Origin of the sequence: Bergeyella anatis, assembly GCF_036016955.1 — a bacterium.
In the GTDB taxonomy this organism is placed as follows: Bacteria; Bacteroidota; Bacteroidia; order Flavobacteriales; family Weeksellaceae; genus JAYWXI01.
In genome coordinates this window covers 1-16770 of the sequence record NZ_JAYWXI010000013.1, presented here as the reverse complement: position 1 = coordinate 16770, position 16770 = coordinate 1, and the positions used below count along the sequence as shown (strand labels likewise).

Annotated in this window: 14 protein-coding genes, 1 pseudogene and 1 riboswitch; of the genes and pseudogenes, 5 read left to right on the top strand and 10 right to left on the bottom strand. The window is 44.5% G+C overall.

From position 1 onward, the window contains the following. Window positions 1-66: 66 nt before the first annotated feature. Window positions 67-390, top strand: a complete 324-nt coding sequence (locus tag VQ048_RS09640; protein WP_327611488.1) for a translation initiation factor — start codon at window positions 67-69, stop codon at window positions 388-390. 57 nt (window positions 391-447) lie between these two features. Beyond that, window positions 448-1305, top strand: coding sequence for a nucleoside phosphorylase (locus tag VQ048_RS09635; RefSeq protein ID WP_327611487.1), 858 nt, complete (start codon window positions 448-450; stop codon window positions 1303-1305). Between the two features lie 84 nt (window positions 1306-1389). On the opposite strand, the gene VQ048_RS09630 is transcribed toward VQ048_RS09635, so the two are convergent. From VQ048_RS09630 to atpD, 3 genes are all read right to left on the bottom strand, one after another. Next, on the bottom strand, window positions 1390-2505 hold the full coding sequence (locus VQ048_RS09630; protein ID WP_327611486.1) for a T9SS type A sorting domain-containing protein: 1116 nt from the start codon (window positions 2503-2505) through the stop codon (window positions 1390-1392). 149 nt (window positions 2506-2654) lie between these two features. Beyond that, window positions 2655-2850, bottom strand: a riboswitch (cobalamin riboswitch). 85 nt (window positions 2851-2935) lie between these two features. Then, entirely contained in the window at window positions 2936-3217 is a 282-nt protein-coding gene (locus VQ048_RS09625) for a FoF1 ATP synthase subunit delta/epsilon (RefSeq protein ID WP_327611485.1), read from the bottom strand. A gap of 44 nt (window positions 3218-3261) precedes the next feature. After that, a complete protein-coding gene (gene atpD / locus VQ048_RS09620; protein WP_327611484.1) occupies window positions 3262-4770 on the bottom strand; it encodes a F0F1 ATP synthase subunit beta in 1509 nt (502 codons plus the stop codon). A gap of 98 nt (window positions 4771-4868) precedes the next feature. On the opposite strand from atpD, the gene VQ048_RS09615 reads away from it, so the two are divergent. Beyond that, a complete protein-coding gene (locus VQ048_RS09615) occupies window positions 4869-5807 on the top strand; it encodes a bifunctional riboflavin kinase/FAD synthetase (protein ID WP_327611483.1) in 939 nt (312 codons plus the stop codon). On the opposite strand, the gene VQ048_RS09610 is transcribed toward VQ048_RS09615, so the two are convergent. The 6 genes from VQ048_RS09610 to VQ048_RS09585 all read right to left on the bottom strand — a co-directional run bounded on the left by VQ048_RS09610 (window position 5804) and on the right by VQ048_RS09585 (window position 13327). Beyond that, window positions 5804-6373 carry a C40 family peptidase gene (locus VQ048_RS09610; protein ID WP_327611482.1) on the bottom strand — a complete coding sequence of 190 codons (570 nt, stop codon included), beginning with the start codon at window positions 6371-6373 and terminating at the stop codon, window positions 5804-5806. The two genes, VQ048_RS09615 and VQ048_RS09610, sit on opposite strands and share 4 nt — an antisense overlap. A 320-nt stretch (window positions 6374-6693) precedes the next feature. Beyond that, on the bottom strand, window positions 6694-8016 hold the full coding sequence (locus tag VQ048_RS09605) for a TolC family protein (protein WP_327611481.1): 1323 nt from the start codon (window positions 8014-8016) through the stop codon (window positions 6694-6696). Further along, complete coding sequence (locus VQ048_RS09600) at window positions 8013-10454, bottom strand: ABC transporter permease (protein WP_327611480.1); 2442 nt, start codon at window positions 10452-10454, stop codon at window positions 8013-8015. The genes VQ048_RS09605 and VQ048_RS09600 overlap by 4 nt, the downstream gene beginning before the upstream one ends. Before the next feature lie 79 nt (window positions 10455-10533). Continuing rightward, window positions 10534-11256 carry an ABC transporter ATP-binding protein gene (locus tag VQ048_RS09595; RefSeq protein WP_327611479.1) on the bottom strand — a complete coding sequence of 241 codons (723 nt, stop codon included), beginning with the start codon at window positions 11254-11256 and terminating at the stop codon, window positions 10534-10536. 22 nt (window positions 11257-11278) lie between these two features. Continuing rightward, window positions 11279-11980 carry a GIN domain-containing protein gene (locus VQ048_RS09590; RefSeq protein WP_327611478.1) on the bottom strand — a complete coding sequence of 234 codons (702 nt, stop codon included), beginning with the start codon at window positions 11978-11980 and terminating at the stop codon, window positions 11279-11281. Window positions 11981-12085: 105 nt separating this feature from the next. Continuing rightward, entirely contained in the window at window positions 12086-13327 is a 1242-nt protein-coding gene (locus VQ048_RS09585; protein ID WP_327611477.1) for an efflux RND transporter periplasmic adaptor subunit, read from the bottom strand. A gap of 155 nt (window positions 13328-13482) precedes the next feature. Here VQ048_RS09585 and VQ048_RS09580 point away from each other — a divergent pair, with 155 nt between their 5' ends. Together VQ048_RS09580 and VQ048_RS09575 are read left to right on the top strand one after the other, a co-directional pair. Continuing rightward, complete coding sequence (locus VQ048_RS09580) at window positions 13483-14820, top strand: sigma-54-dependent transcriptional regulator (protein WP_327611476.1); 1338 nt, start codon at window positions 13483-13485, stop codon at window positions 14818-14820. Continuing rightward, on the top strand, window positions 14817-16145 hold the full coding sequence (locus VQ048_RS09575; RefSeq protein WP_327611475.1) for a sensor histidine kinase: 1329 nt from the start codon (window positions 14817-14819) through the stop codon (window positions 16143-16145). The genes VQ048_RS09580 and VQ048_RS09575 overlap by 4 nt, the downstream gene beginning before the upstream one ends. Before the next feature lie 521 nt (window positions 16146-16666). Here the strand turns inward: VQ048_RS09575 and VQ048_RS09570 are convergent. Further along, window positions 16667-16770, bottom strand: a pseudogene (locus VQ048_RS09570) (IS30 family transposase); the annotation flags it as partial.

The window sequence follows — 16770 nt, the reverse complement described above, 5'->3', positions numbered from 1 at the left end:
TTTCTTATCCCCGAATTAGGAAGATGAAATAATTCATTATTGCCTTTTATTTTTTAACTTTGAATCATGGATTTACGAGACCAACTGAAAAGCCTTTTTCCCGATCATCAGGAACAGGACTTTGAAATGCCCGAAGAGCCCTTCCAGCAAAAAGCCCCACTGGTATGCAAATACGAAAAAAAAGGAAGAAACGGTAAGCCCGTTACCCTAATTGAAGGCTTCGAAGGCAGCGAAGAAGAACTCAAAAAAATCGCAAAAAAAATTAAAACCTCCTTGGCCATCGGCGGCTCCGAAAAAGACGGCATCCTCATCTTCCAAGGCGACAACCGAACTAAAATCATGGAAATTCTACACGAAATGGGATATAAAACCAAACGCGTAGGCGGATGACGCCCGTCCCTTAAAGCTCTAAAAAAACACTAAAAACATTAATAAAATACAATTCTTATGTCTAATAATACCCTTGCAGCTTCCGAACTGGTTCTCAATGAAGACGGAAGCGTCTATCATCTCAATTTATTACCCGAAGACATTGCCGAAAAAATCATCTTGGTCGGAGATCCCGACCGCGTTCCCAAAGTATCGCAATACTTCGACAAAATTGAAATCAAAAAAAATAAACGCGAGTTTTATACCCATACCGGCGTACTAAGAGGCGAGCGCATTACCGTTATGTCCACCGGTATCGGAACCGAGAACATCGATATCGTAATGAACGAACTAGACGCTCTTGTCAATATCGATTTAAAAAATAAAACCTTTAAAACCGAGCATACCGCTTTGGAGCTTTTCCGCCTCGGAACTTGCGGATCGGTAAACCCCGAAGTAGAGGTCGACCAAATGCTCGTAACCCAAAATGTCGTGGGGCTCGACGGTCTGATGCACTTTTATTCCGATTATCAATTTGAAAACGAATTTTCCAAGAACTTCATGGCAAAATTCCCGTACGAACGGATTAAACCCATGCTCTATTTCGCCGAGTGGAGCGAGTCCATTGCCGACTATTATAAGGACGCCAAATACCACGGCAACACCGCTACGTTCCCCGGATTCTATGCGCCCCAAGGAAGACAACTGCGCCTCAAGGCAGTGGATGCCCGCTTCTTGGAAACCCTGAACGATTTAGGCGTAAGCAATTTTGAAATGGAAACCTCGGCCATCTACGGCCTTGCCAAACTCTTGGGCCACAAAGCCCTCACAGTAAACAACGTCATCGCCAACCGAAGACGAGGCGAATTTGCAGCAGATCACCATGCCTCAGAGAAGAAAATGATTCAATGGGTATTGGATCGGATCATCCAATAAAATTAAGACATCCAATAGAAAAACCTTGCGATTTGCAAGGTTTTTTTAATACTCATCACTTCCCTAAAACAAGAAAGCATTGTTTTATTTTTTCATTATTTTGAAAATTTGTTCTCCACGGGACGTTTTAACTCGAACCAAAAGCAAACCGCTCCTAACGGAAGGCTCCAATCTCAAACGAGGCTCATCCGACAATTGGGACTCCTGAATCAGTCGGCCTTGGGCATCAAAAATCTGCACCATCTCAATGGAAGAAGTAAACCCTTTGAAAATCAACTCATCCGTCGCAGGATTCGGCCCGACATAGCCCAAAACCTCTCTTACCTCCCGCACCGAAAGCGAAGCGCAATCGTTCGTCACCCTCGTTCCCGAAGGAGAAACCATATTAACCTTATCCTCACAATCCAAAAGAATCTCGGTGAAATCCGGGTTATCCGATACGTTAATCACCGAGAAAACCGTGGGTTTAGCATCCCTTAAATCCAAAGTTTTAAGGTTATTTTTATTCGCCAATAAGGTCTTCAAAGCCTCATTGCCGCCGAAAGTAATTTTTTCGATTTTATTGTCGACCACCGAAACCCAAGAAAGCGCCCCTAACCCCGAAAGATCCACCTCTCTTAAAGCATTCCCTTCAATGTGCAACCGCTCCAAAGCCGTCATAGGCGACAAATCAAGAGAAGAAACCTTATTTTTCACCATAAAAAAGCGTTTTACAGCCTTCTGTTTGGACAAATCTATGGACTCAATCTGATTGTTGTTAAGGTACAAAAACACAATCGTACCTGAGGCCGGTAGTTCAACCCCGGTCAAATTGTTATTGTTCAATTCCAAATTGGAAAGTTCGTTAAGCCCGGATAAATCCAGCACCCCGGTCAACCGATTATCCCTGAGATTAAGTATTTTTAACTTCGTATTCTCCGATACATCGATCGAAGTTAGCGAATGCCTACCCAAATTCAACTCCGTTAAATTTTTAAAAGCCTCTATCCCCTTTGCCGAAGTAATCGCAGGGTAAGACCGAAGATTACGAATCGTAGTAAACATTAACGCTTCCTCCTCGGATATTTCCTTATCCTTATTCACATCATACGAAGGGTATGCCGCCAAAAGCGCCGTTTTAAAATTAACATCTTCAAAAATCACATTTTGGGCACAAAGCGACTGCACCGCCATCAAGGTCACCGGTAAAAATTTTCTCATATAAACCAATTAAAAAATAACAAGCTAAAGCCAAAAAGACCTCCCCCAAAACGAATAAATCGCCTGAGTAAAAAAAAGAAAACAGAACTGGTAAATGCCTCTAAACGATACTGTTTACCACAAGGCTCCGCCCTTTCTTCCCGAAGGTCATCACTAAAAAGGACAAGGCAGGTCTCCTGACTTTCTCACTTCTACCGCCTTCCCCGGTTTCCCGAGTGGCCCGAATGGATAAAAGCATAACAATTGAGATTTACAGTTGCGGGGACAGTTCGAGATTTTCACTCGATTCCCTATTAAGCCTAAGAAGCCGCCGACTTCCAAAGCACCTTTCCCAAGCGGCAAATTTACACTTTTTCATCCAAAACAAAATCCTTCCGAAAGATTTTCCGAAAGGATTTTTATAGGGATATTCTCTTCCTAACGCAGAAAATTACTCTGCCAGGATGATTCCTTTATCGTTGTTAAATTCCACCACGCCACTCTTGATGGGATAAGAAAAAACAGAATCTTTCTCGTTTTCTCTCTTGAAAAATTTAGCATATTCTTCCTTAATGGCGTTCGTATAAAGCTTTACTTTACCGCCTCCCAGGGAAGAAACAATTGCCGCGTGGTTTTTCATGATATGAAATTCGCCTGATTTTCCGGGAAGTAATACCGAATCCACTTCCCCTTCAAACACCACAAATTCCGGAGTTAAAATTTTTATATTCATAAGGTTTTAACTTTGGGCTTCAAGCAACGCTCAAAGCATTATAATTAAGCGTTTTCAGCAAGCATTTTTTGTCCGGCCTCAATAGCCTCCTCAATCGTTCCTTTCAAGTTGAAAGCCGCTTCCGGAAGGTGATCAAGCTCTCCGTCAATAATCATGTTAAAGCCTTTGATGGTATCCTTGATGTCCACCAAGGCTCCCGGAATCCCCGTAAACTGCTCCGCCACGTGGAACGGCTGGGAAAGGAAACGCTGAACCTTTCTTGCACGATAAACCACCAATTTATCTTCCTCAGAAAGTTCTTCCATCCCAAGAATCGCAATGATATCTTGCAATGCTTTATACCTTTGCAATATCTCTTTTACTCTTTGGGCGCAGTTGTAGTGTTCCTCCCCAATAATTTCAGGAGCCAAAATTCTGGATGTCGAATCCAACGGATCTACCGCAGGGTAAATCCCCAAAGAAGCAATCTTTCTGGAAAGTACCGTCGTAGCATCCAAGTGCGCAAACGTCGTTGCTGGCGCAGGGTCGGTAAGGTCGTCCGCCGGAACGTAAACCGCCTGAACCGAAGTAATGGATCCATTTTTAGTGGAAGTAATCCGCTCCTGCATTGCCCCCATCTCTGAAGCCAACGTCGGCTGATACCCCACCGCTGAAGGCATACGTCCCAATAGAGCCGATACCTCCGAACCCGCTTGGGTGAATCGGAAAATGTTATCCACAAAGAAAAGAACGTCTCTTCCTTGCCCCGCTCCATCGCCATCACGGAAATACTCGGCAATAGTCAGTCCCGAAAGGGCTACCCTTGCTCTCGCTCCAGGAGGCTCGTTCATCTGACCGAAAACAAAAGTACACTTGGAGTCTTTCATCAATTCCAAATCCACCTTGGAAAGATCCCATCCGCCTTCTTCCATCGAATGCATGAAACCTTCTCCGTATTTAATAATACCGGACTCCAACATCTCTCTCAAAAGGTCGTTTCCTTCTCTTGTTCTCTCTCCTACCCCGGCAAAAACCGAAAGACCACCGTGGCCCTTGGCAATATTGTTAATCAACTCCTGAATAAGTACCGTCTTACCTACACCGGCACCTCCGAACAAACCAATTTTACCCCCTTTAGCGTAAGGCTCAATAAGGTCGATAACTTTAATCCCCGTGTACAATACTTCGGCAGAAGTCGAAAGCTGATCAAATTTCGGAGCTTCTCTGTGAATTGGCAATCCGCCCTCCTTGGAAAGTTCTGGAAGACCGTCAATCGCACCTCCTACCACATTAAAAAGACGTCCGTAAACCCCTTCCCCAGTAGGCATGGTAATTTGTCTCCCGAAGCCAACCACCTCGTGGCCTCTCTGCAACCCGTCGGTTGCATCCATCGCAATACATCTTACCGAATCCTCACCGATGTGCTGTTCTACCTCGAGAACCAGTTTATCACCATTATCCTTTGTTACTTCCAGTGCATCATGAATTTTAGGAAGCTCTGCCTCCGATGTAAAAACCACGTCAATTACCGGACCAATAATTTGAGAAATTTTTCCTTTAATTTGGTTTGCCATTGCTAAATTTTTTCGTTGTGCAAATATAAGGATTATTGCCAAATGTACAATTGTCCGTAAAAAAGATTTTTATCATCTTTGCATCCAAATTTTCAGCCTTGCAAATCATCAATTATCCGGACCGTTTTCACTCCGCTCACCCCTTGGTGCTCTCCTTGGGGATGTTCGACGGCGTACACAAAGGCCACCAGTGCATCCTAAACGAAATCAACCACATAGCCGAAAATAAAAATTTAAAATCCGCCATCCTGACCTTTTGGCCACACCCTCGATTGGTGCTTCAACCCGAAACCGAACTCAAACTGCTCAGCACCATTGACGAAAAAACCCAACACCTTCTGAAGCAAAACTTGGATTACCTGTTTCTCCAACCCTTCAACGAGGCCTTCCGAAACCTCACCGGTGAAGAATTCGTCGAGCAAATTTTGGTCGGAAAACTAAATGTAAAACACCTCATCATCGGGCACGACCACGTCTTCGGCAAAAACAAAAGCGGAAACTTCGAACTCCTGAAAACCCTCGCTCCAAAATTCGGTTTTGAAGTGGAGCGCATGGATGCCGTAAACCTTCACAACGACCATATCTCTTCCACCAAAATAAGAACCGCACTAACCAACGGTCAAATCGCCAGTGCCAACGAAATGTTAGGCTATCCCTACGCCATAAGCGGCACCGTCATCCACGGCCAGAAATTAGGCCGGACCTTAGGTTTTCCCACCGCTAACCTGCAGACCGATCCCGTTAAACTACTCCCAAAAAAAGGCGCTTACATCGTGGAAGTGCAATGGCGGGAACACTCCTACAAAGGCATGTTAAGCATCGGAACCAACCCCACCGTCAATGGAAAAAAGACCACCGTCGAAGTTCACCTCCTTAACTTTGAAGGCAACCTCTACGACGAAACCTTAACGGTAAAATTCCGGGCGTTTCTGCACGAAGAAATCAAATTCGACACCTTGGAAGCCCTAATCGAAAGACTGAAAGAAGACCAAAAACAAACGGAAGATTATTTCGCCCAAAATCCCCTCCGCGCCTAAAACAACCGCTGCGTATGAAGATACGCCTTGTTCCAATAGCTTTCGTTCAATGACGATATAATTACGCCCTTAGACGTGGAAGCATGAATAAAGCGCACTTCCCCGTCACGCCCCACGTCATACACAATCCCCACGTGCGAAACCCTCGCTCCTCCCGAAGTAGCGAAAAAAACCAAATCGCCGGGACGTGTTTCTCCAATAGCCACCCGTTTTCCAACCGCAGCCTGATCCGCCGACCGTCGGGGTAAAACGTACGCATTTTGCTCAAACACCGTCCAAGTAAACCCCGAACAATCAAACCCCGACCGAGTAGAACCGCCATATTTATAAGGCACCCCCAAATACGTTTGGGCATCCTTCAACAACTTTTCGATCGAACGGTCCACTTTTCCCGAAAAACGAGAATCCAAAGCCCGAAGCCCCGTTTCCTTTCCCGACGGACGAGCCGGCGGTAACGTCTTTTTAGAGGTTACCGCCGCCGAACCACAAGCCGTTAAAACCCAAGCCAGCAACAGTAATAAAACTCGATTCAGCCCTAAGCCTCTCCAAAAAAATAATTTAACCATCCCTAAAAAAAACATTAATTAAAATTAAATCCGCCCAATTGGCTTCCACAAAGATAATAAAGATATTCCGACTGCAATCAAACCGCAAAACAGGACAGAAGTCTATATTAAACCACCAACCTCTTCAAACGCAGGATTCTCTGAAAATCCCCAAAAAGCAAAACACATTAGGCTTATAAAAGCCTCCTCCTTAACATAAAAAAGTAGTTTTAAGCCCCAAATCCCCTCCTAAAAAAGCCCACTTTCCGAGCTACAGAAAGCGGGCAAAATCAGAAAATAAAAAAAAGAGGCCAATCTAAATCTTCAACCAAACAAAACCGTTACTCCGTATAAATCTTCAGCAATTCACTCTGCAACATGAGATCGTAACGACTTTTTATCCGATTAAAATTAGCATTCAGCCAAGCATTCCTCACCATGAAAAAAGTATACGCATCCAGCAACCCTTCCTTGTACTTCTCTTCCGATTTTTGAAACGATTGCTTTTGGTTTTCAAAATTCGCCTCCGATACCGCATACTTCTCCCGAGCATGGACAAATTGAATCCCAATGGCTTTGAGATTTTTGGTCAGCTCCAAAACCACTTTGTCTTTTTCCAATGCCGCATTTTGGAGCGACAGTTTTGCCAACCCAACCCGATGCTTCGTCTGAAAGCGGTTGAAAACCGGAATTTCCAGCCCCAAAGCCACCCAATCGTTCTGATTCGTTTTGAACTGCAAAGAAAAAGGATCCGAAACCGATGCTCCCAACACCTTGCTATAAAACGTAGACCACTGGTAAACAGCCGACAAGCGAGGCAGAAAATCGGCTTTAGCCAACACCACCTTCTTTTCCGAAATTTGGTACTGCTTGAGCGCCCGGCGATAAAGCGGATTGCGCTCCAGTAAATCCGCCACAAAATCATCCCGATCCAGCAATTCGCTCTCCGGAAGTTCATCTTCCAAAACAAAATCAACAGCCTCGTCCTGCAGCCCAATCGAATAAAACAGGTTATTTTTCGCCAATTCCTTTTGGTTTCTTGCCGAAATCCACTGCTCGCGAAGCGTTCCCAAATTGGCTTTTATGTCGTAAACATCACTTTTAGGCCGAGTGCCAATGGCCACCTCCTGCTCGATTCTTGCAATCTGCTCCTCCACCCCACCAATTTGCGTACTGATAACCTCCAGCCAAGCCTTATCGCTCTGGTATTGAAAAAAAGCCTGAATCACATTGAGCACAATTTCGTTTTGAACACTCCTCAATCGGTATTCCGAACTTTCCTTATCCCATCGGGACAACCCAATATTCAGGTAATTTCGCCAATCGAAAAGCACCATCGGCACCGTAACGTTCAATTGATCGGACTGCGTATTCAACGACTTCCTGGAATTGCTGTTAGGGTCAATCGTCGAACCAAAACTATAATTCCGATTCAACCCCACATTCACCCCAGGCAAAAGTTCCCCTTTAGCCATCGCCACACGGCGATCGGCCCCATGCACTTCCAAAAGACTCTGTTCCATCGCTGGATGATGGGCTAACGCATAGTCCAAAGACTGCCTTAACGTCCACTGCTGCCCCCAAACCCCCACCGAAAAAAGAAAAACAAAAGATTGAAAAAACGTCTTCATGCTAAAGGTATGCGGATTATTATTCAGACTCATTCGTACTTCAGGTATTTGACAAGATTCACTCGCGTTGCCCTATACGCCTTAAAGCTCACCACCGCAAACGTAAGCAAAAGCATCACGCCCAAACTCACCCCGTACGGCCACCAAGGCATCTCAATACGATAGGCAAAATCCTTCAGCCACTCGTTCATGAAATAATAGCTAATGGGAATACTAACAAGCACCGCCGCCAAAGCCATGAGCAAAAACCGTCGGGTCAAATCAAACACAATGATCTTCGCCGAAGCCCCCAAAGCCTTCTTAACCGCTACATCCTTCAGCTTCTGTTCAATCAACAAGGAGGAAAGCGCAAACAACCCCAACATGGCTACCGTAAGAACAACCGCATTGAGTAGCCCAAAGAGCGTCTGCTGCTTCTGATACTTCACGAAAGTCTTCGCAAACGTTTTATCGACAAAACCATAGTTGAACGGATACCCCGGTTCCCCCTTGGTTTCCCAAAACGTTTTCAGTCGCGCAAGCGTCCCCTCGATGTCGTCCGCACCAAGCTTTACCTCCATAAAATACATATTATGTCTTTTCCACTTTGTTGTCAAATAATGAAAAAAAGCAATAGCCGGTGTCTTATCCTTAACGCCCCATAAATCATAGTCCCTCACCACCCCCACAATTTTATAATTTTTCTCATCAAAACCCGGTTTCACTTCGTTCTTCAGCGCCTCGTCATTGGTCCACCCCATTTGCCGGACAAAAGCCTCATTGACCAATACGGTATTTACCGTATCGGAAGCGTATTGAGGAGAAAGATTTCGCCCCTTAACAATCTTCATATCGAAAAAATCGAAAAAATTGTAGTCCATCGCCCCATGCTGAGCCATAATGCTTTTATCCCGCCAATCCATATTGGAAGAGCTTCCTCCCGTCGTCGGCGTAGCTTCTCCAAAGGTTACATCCTCCACTCCGTTTATTTTTTTGATTTCGTTTTTCAAACGCTCGTATTTCCGGTGTGAACTGTCCTTATTGCTATAATAAATAATAATCGTCTGATTGCCGTTGAACCCCAAGTCCTTAGCCATCATATGATTCACCTGCTGATGGATAATCAGCCCCGCAATGAGGAAAAAAGAGGAAATCAGCAATTGAAACGTAAGAATGCCGTTTCTCAGCCATACCCCATGACTGCTGCGCGAAAAATTACCTTTAAGCGTATTAATCGGTTTAAAACTCGAAAGGTAAAATGCCGGCACCAGCCCCGAAAACAAAGCCACCCCAAAAGTCATCGCCGCCGAATAAACAAACGTTTTCAAATGATCCAACCGCATCGACTTCCCCAAAAACTTATTGAACGAAGGCAGAAGCAACTCCACCAAGGCCAACGACAAGAGGTAAGCGACCGCACAGAGCAAAACCGTTTCCATCACAAACTGCCCCACCAGTTGACTTTTCCGACTGCCAATAGCCTTTTTCACTCCCACCTCTTTGGCCCGTTGGGAACCTTGAGCCATTTTAAGATTGATAAAATTAATGGCCGACAGCACCAAAATAAGTACCGCCAATCCGAAAAGAATTTTTATTGTTTTGAAATCGCCTTTTTCTTTGAATCCCCCTTCCGATTTAGCTTCCAACCTCATCTTATCCAACCGGGTAAGGTAAAACTTGTTAGGCCCGTATCGGGTAAGCATTTCCTCCAAAACGATATTCTCCTTCTGCAACACTTCCTTGGAATAGCGTTTGCCCACCAGCACCTTATCAAAAATAGCCTGCTCCACGCCGGCCACATCTGCCCCCGGCTTTAGCTTCAGCAAAGCTTGGTAAGAATAGTTCCCCCAGTTCAAAAAGCCTTCCTTGATGTTTTCGACATCCTCGGCCATGGTTTGCGAAAGAAAAAGAAAATTAGGCTTCACCACAGTATTCTCTTTCGGAATTTCATACACCGAAGTGACCATATACTTCCGATCGCCATAAGTGATCTGCTTCCCCACCGGATTGGCATCCCCGAAAAGCTGACGGCTAAGCTCCTCCGAGATCGCCATTTTGTTGTAATCGCTCAAGGCCTTATCGTAACGCCCGTACTTCAGTTTAAAAGGAAAGAAAGCAAAGAAATTTTCAGACGTAGCCTGCCCCCCTCGGGCGTAATGGCTTTTTCCGTTCTCCGCCACCATCAACTCCTCCGAATTATCGTAAGCAAACATCACATAATCTTCCACCTCCGGCAATTCCTCGATAATGCTTTTGACCATTTGGTAGGACGTATTGCCGCCGACCCAGTTATCGGTTTTATAATACTGCTGAAGGTAGTAGATGTTTTCCCTCCCGGGATTCCACCGTTCATAGTCCGCTTCATCGTTCCAATGCAAAAGAATAAGCATAAAACCCGTGAGCCCGACCGTAAGCCCAAAGAGATTGATAAAAGTCGAAAGGCGGTTTTTTTTATAATTAACAAATGCTATTTTAAGCCAATTTCTAAACATAATCTTGTATTTTTTTTGAACCTTTGATTTTTTTTAACCGAGTCTTTCCCTCGGAAATTCTTCCCCCGAGAAAGCAGCATCAAGAAAAAGAATCTGCCGATGCCTTTTCAAAGTAATCTTTTGTTCTATCAACGGTCTGCTCATTGAAAATTTCGCCGTCTTTCATATTGATAATCCGCGAAGCAAACCCCGCATCGTACGACGAGTGAGTTACCATAACAATGGTGGAACCCTCCCGATGTAATTCGGCCAAAAGATTCATCACCTCGTTCCCGTTGCTGCTGTCCAAATTACCGGTAGGCTCGTCCGCAAGAATCAACCGCGGACGGGTGACCAACGCCCGGGCCACAGCCACACGCTGTTGCTGCCCTCCCGAAAGCTGCTGAGGATAATGTTTGCCGCGATGGTCAATCTGAATTTTCGCCATGATTTCCTGCACCCGTTTCTTTCGTTCGGAAGAAGAAACCCCATTATAAATCAGAGGCAGTTCAATATTTTCAAACACCGAAAGCTCATCAATCAAATTAAAATTCTGAAAAATAAAGCCGATATGCCGCTTACGAAGCCCCGCTTTGGTTTTCTCCGTCGTGCCTACCACCTCCTGATCCAAAAACCGATAAGACCCCGAAGACGCCTGATCCAAAAGACCAAGAATATTAAGCAAAGTGGATTTCCCACAGCCCGAAGGCCCCATGATGGCAACAAATTCGCCCTCGTTAATTTTAAGACTAACCTTATTCAACGCTGTGGTTTGCACTTCGTCGGTACGGTAAACTTTCGATAGATTATCTGTTTGTAGCATCGTTTTATTATTTTAGGGTTATTTACTTAGTCTGTATTTTTCCAAGAGACGTTACCTCCTGCTTTAGATTTTTGTATTTGAGGTTTTCAAGGTGAACCTCCGCCGCACTGGTGGCTTCCGCCTGAACCGCCTCGACCTCCCCATACAGCCTGACCTTCGCCAGCGAAGAAGCCTCCACCCCGACGCGTTCCGCCCGAATTGCCAACGCCGCCGATGAAGCACTACTCGCCTTGATTCGGATGTTTTGCGCCGATACGTTTCCGGACAGCTCCCCCGAACTGCTCAGATCAATCCAAAGTTGATCCGAACGAATCCCCTCTTCAATCACCATTTTCCCGGCACTTTCTACTTTCAGTTTATCGATCTTGTCGGTATAAACCACCACCTCTGTTTCAACCTTTCTCATCGGTTGCGTTGAATTGTATTGAACCTTTAGCAAACCTCCTTCCGAAGAAACCTTAATAACCTCAGGCGCATTCGTGTTCACCACCACCCTCTGCCGATCGCCTTTTTTCACGTAGAACCTCATCCCCGAAGACACACTGATTTCCGAAAAGCCACTCACAGAAAATTCGCGGGACTCCATGCGCCGACCAGAATAATCGGTCTCCTTGGCCGCTCCCTTTTTGAAACGTGTTTCATCAACAGCCCTGCCTTGGGTGTGAATGACAATGCAAGACGAAAGCAAAGTCAGCGATAGCATACTTAGCGTAATTATTTTCATATTTAAACAATTTTGAACGATTAGATTAATAGTATGGAACATTGGAGCCTCGCCATCCCTTTTAAAATGCAGTCTCCGAAAACGAAGAGCCCCAAGCTCGTTTTTTTAGTCTTTAATAATAAGTTCTTCGTAATTTTTAAAATCCTCGTACCCCGACACAATGACCTTTTCCTTAGGATGAAGCCCCGAAACCACTTCGTAATACCTCTGATTTTCGCGATTCAACCGGATATTCCTTTTTACGGCCTTGCCCTCTCGCAACACAAACACCCATCTTCCGCCCGTAGTGTTATAGAAATTTCCCTTGGGAATCATCAAACTCTGCGTATCCTGCGAAAGCTTTATCTTCACGCCAAAACTCATCCCTATCTTCAAATCGGAGGGCTTAGCCCCCGTAAATCCCAATTCGGCAGAAAAACGACCGTCCTTAACCTCTGGAAGAATCTTGGACACAGTAATGGCATAAGACGTACCGTTACTGTCCAACGTACCTTTAAGCCCTACTTGCAGTTTATTGATATAGTACTCGTCCACCTTTGCGACCAACTTGTACCCATCCATCAGGTCAATCTTGCCAATACTCTCCCCACTAGTGAGGTTCTGCCCCATCGCAATACCGAAAGACGAAAGCCGTCCCGAAACCAGTGCCAAAATCAGGAAATTATTTTGGTTGCCTTTCAGCACCTCCAAACTTTTTTGCATCTGGGAAATGGAATGGTTAATCGCCGAAATTTGTTGGCTTCGGGCCTTTTTCTCGCTCACCAAGCCCTGCTCGGTAATCTGTTTCCGCTGCTGTTGGTAATTCAGGTTTTGAAGAGCCATATCATAGTCCGTCTTCCTGCCGATTTCCGCCTCGTAAAGCCGTTTTTGCAAATTGAAACTCTGCAAAGCCACATTATAATCGTTCTGCGCCTGAAGCCATTCTTTATTCTGATGGAATTCTTGATTTTTCAGTTCCAAAAGAGCATTCCGCATTTGGGAAATCTGCTGCATGATTCCCGTTTCCTGATTCAAATAACCGAATTCCGTATTCGGATTGTAAACCCTCGCCAAAGGCTGCCCCTGGGTTACCATCTGACCGTCTTCCGCATAAATGGCCTTAACGGCACCGCCCTCCAAAACATTCACCAGCGAAGAATTTAAGGATTGGGTTTGCGCCGTGATGAGTATCACGTCCTCAAAAGTCCCGAAAGTAACGTCAGCCAACTGAAGTTCTTCTCGATTTACATTATACGTGCTTTTTTGCCGAAAAAAATACGAAAGAAACAAAGTCGAAAAAATCATAACGCCAGCCGCAATTAAAATGATTTTGATTTTAGAATGTTTTTTTTCTATTTTCGTGTCCATTACAGATGATTTATTTTCAAATAGTTACACTAAGGCCATGCCATAAAAAAAACACTTTCGTAACCGCTTGAGTTTTAAATCATCTTAAAAATCACTCCTGAAAAAAATGTTCATTATCGAACACTCCATGTGCGAAAACGAACACCCCAAAAGCTATGAGAAAGAAAGAAGCCACCCTTTTGATTGCCGACGACGACGAAGACATCCTTTTTTCAGCCAAAGTATGGCTCAAAAAATTCTTTACGAACGTCCTTACGCTCTCCTCCCCCAAAAAAATCTTTCAAACCATGACCGAACACGAAGTGGACGTCATTCTGCTGGACATGAATTTCCGACGGGGATTTGAAGACGGTAAAGAAGGCCTCTACTGGCTCCACGAAATCCGCGAAATCAACCCCAACATCCCCGTCATCCTAATGACCGCATACGGCGAAGTCGAACTGGCCGTGCAAGCCCTGAAAAACGGAGCCACAGATTTTGTGCTGAAACCATGGAACAACGAAAAACTTTACGCCTCGGTCAATCTCGCGGTGGATCTCTCCCGCAAAAACAAAAAACTGGAACAATGGCAAAACCTTCAGCACCCTTCCACCAGCTATAAGCTGGAAACCCAATCGCCGAAAATGAGGCAAGTGATGGACACCCTAACCAAAGTCGCCCCCACCGACGCCAATATTCTACTGCTCGGGGAAAACGGAACCGGAAAATTCGTCATGGCCGAATACCTCCACCAAAAGTCCCACCGAAAAAACGAACCGTTTGTCCACATCGACCTCGGAACATTGTCTGAAAACCTCTTTGAAGCCGAACTCTTCGGCTATGCCAAAGGAGCCTTCACCGATGCCAAAACCGATAAACCCGGAAAAATAGAAAATGCCAACGGCGGAACCGTCTTCTTAGATGAAATCGGAAACCTCTCCCTCCCACTCCAACAAAAAATTTTAACCCTCATCCAAACCAAAAAATTAGTCCGAATCGGTGAAAGCAAAGAACGCTTTTTGGATTTGCGTTTTATTTTCGCCACCAATGCCAACCTCAAAAAACAAGTCGCAGAAGGAACCTTCCGGGAAGACCTCTTTTACCGCATCAATACCGTGGAAATCGAAATCCCCCCGCTTCGGGAACGAAAGGAAGACCTGATGCCCCTCACCGATTTTTTCGTACACAAATACAGCCAGAAATACGACAAAGCGATTCTGCACTTCGAAAACAAAGACGATTTAAACCACTACGCCTTCCCCGGGAACATCCGAGAACTGGAACACAGCATCGAACGCGCCGTAATCCTCTCCGAAAACGGCATCCTTCAACTCAACCTAAGCCCTCCGACCATTGAACCCTCTATTCCTACCTCGCTCAACCTCGAAGAAATGGAAGAAAGAATGATCCGCAATTCCTTAAAAAAATTCCAAGGCAACATCTCCCTCGCCGCCGAGGCCTTAGGCCTCTCGCGTGCTGCCCTCTACCGAAGAATGGAAAAATTTGGACTATGATGAAAACCTCTCCCATACCAGAACTCCTGTCTCTTTTTTCAGGAATAGTCGCCCTGATTGCCGGCTACCACTTCCTCGAATCTGAAAAGTACATTACCGCTTCGCTGTCGATTATTTTAGGGGCTCTCCTTCTATTCTACTTTTGGGCAACCCTCAACCGAAAAAGAGAAGAAACCGAAAAAATCATTACCGCAATCCGAAAAAAAGACTTTTCGCTTTTCCCTACCGAAAGCCCATCCACCCCCCTAAAAACCGAAGCCGTAAAACTCTACTACCAAACCCAAGCCGAACACACTCAGCTCACCGCCTTCAAACAGCTTTATGAAAACCTCCTCAACAAACAGGAAATCGGTTTCCTGATTCTGCAAAAGCCCCAGGCCTCTTCGCAATGGAAAGTCTTTTTCTGTAACCAAGCCCTTCTAAACATCCTGCAAATCCCAAAATACAACCGGTGGGATTACTATAAAGAAAAAGCCCCCGCGTTTTTCGACCTGATCGAACAAAGCCGTTACCGCGATTCTCAGGAATTCATCCATATTTCAATCGGTGAAAGTTCAAAGCAATCCTACTCCATCCGCGTTTCGAGATTGGAAACTCCGGAGCAAACCTTTTGCACCATCTCCTTGGAGTCCGTCCAAAAAATCATTGACCGGAAAGAAAAAATGGCCTGGAACAACCTCATGAAAGTGATTTCGCACGAACTGCTAAATACCCTAACCCCCGTAAACAGCCTGCTCGAAAACCTAAAGTACCTCGCCAGCCAAGACGACTTCGGAAAAGAAAACCAAGAAGAAATGAGAGACAGCCTGAACATCATCAATTCAAAATCCCAACAACTGCTCCACTTTATCGACAGCTACCGCCAAGTCGCCGAACTGCCCAAACCTAAAAAAACGCTCTTTAACCTCAAAAAAACCATCGAAAACGTCTTGCAGATTTTTGAAAACGAATTCAAACGCCAAAACATCCGATGCACCACCCTGCTTGAGGAAATCAAACTCCACGCCGACGAGAAAATGATCGAAAGGGTTTTGGTAAACCTGTTAACCAACGCCATGCACGCCTTGGAACAGCCCCAAACCGACAAACACATCCTCATCGAAACTAAAAAGCAAAACCACCGCATCATCCTGAAAATAGAGGATTCCGGAGAAGGCATCAACGAACAAATCCGCGATAAAATTTTCCTACCGTTTTTCACCACCCGCCCCCACGGCTCCGGCATCGGCCTAACCCTCACCAAAAGCATCGTGGAAGCCCACAACGGCTATATCCTTTACCGAAACACCGGCCACGGAAGCCTTTTCGAAGTCTGGTTTGCCTAAAACCGGGGAAACCCAACCCTATGCCCTTTCCTACCCAACAAATTAAAATTAAAACATTAACATTACACCACCTTCACAGAACCAAGTCTTAACCCATTAAAAAAGAAAAATTGATAAAAAAATCGAATTCAAAATTTTGTACATTTGTCTTGCATCTGTAATGCCGAAACCAAATCATATAAAATAAAATAGAATAGAAACAATATGAAAATAGGAAATCTAACGATTACAAAAAAGGGAACAATAATTACCTGTTTATTTTCATTTCTATATGGGATTTTATTAGGAGCCGTAATATTTTTAAACTCAATAAAATATAATGCATTAATGACCATTATAGTAATTGTCTTTTCCTCGGTTTTATGGAAGCAATTTAAAAGGCTAATTAAACCTGAAATAATAACGTTATAGAACAGACATAATACAGTATAAGAAACCTCAATTTTTAAATTCTAAAAAAACACCAATGAAATTACAAAACATTGAAAGCAAAACTATTTCATTAATTTTAATGGCTGAATTCAACTTGCAAATGCAACAGAATTCTGATTAATAATTTGTTTAAATTTTTCGTTTGGCGTGAGGTATCCAAGTCTTTTACGAGGTCGATTATTGAGTTTATTTT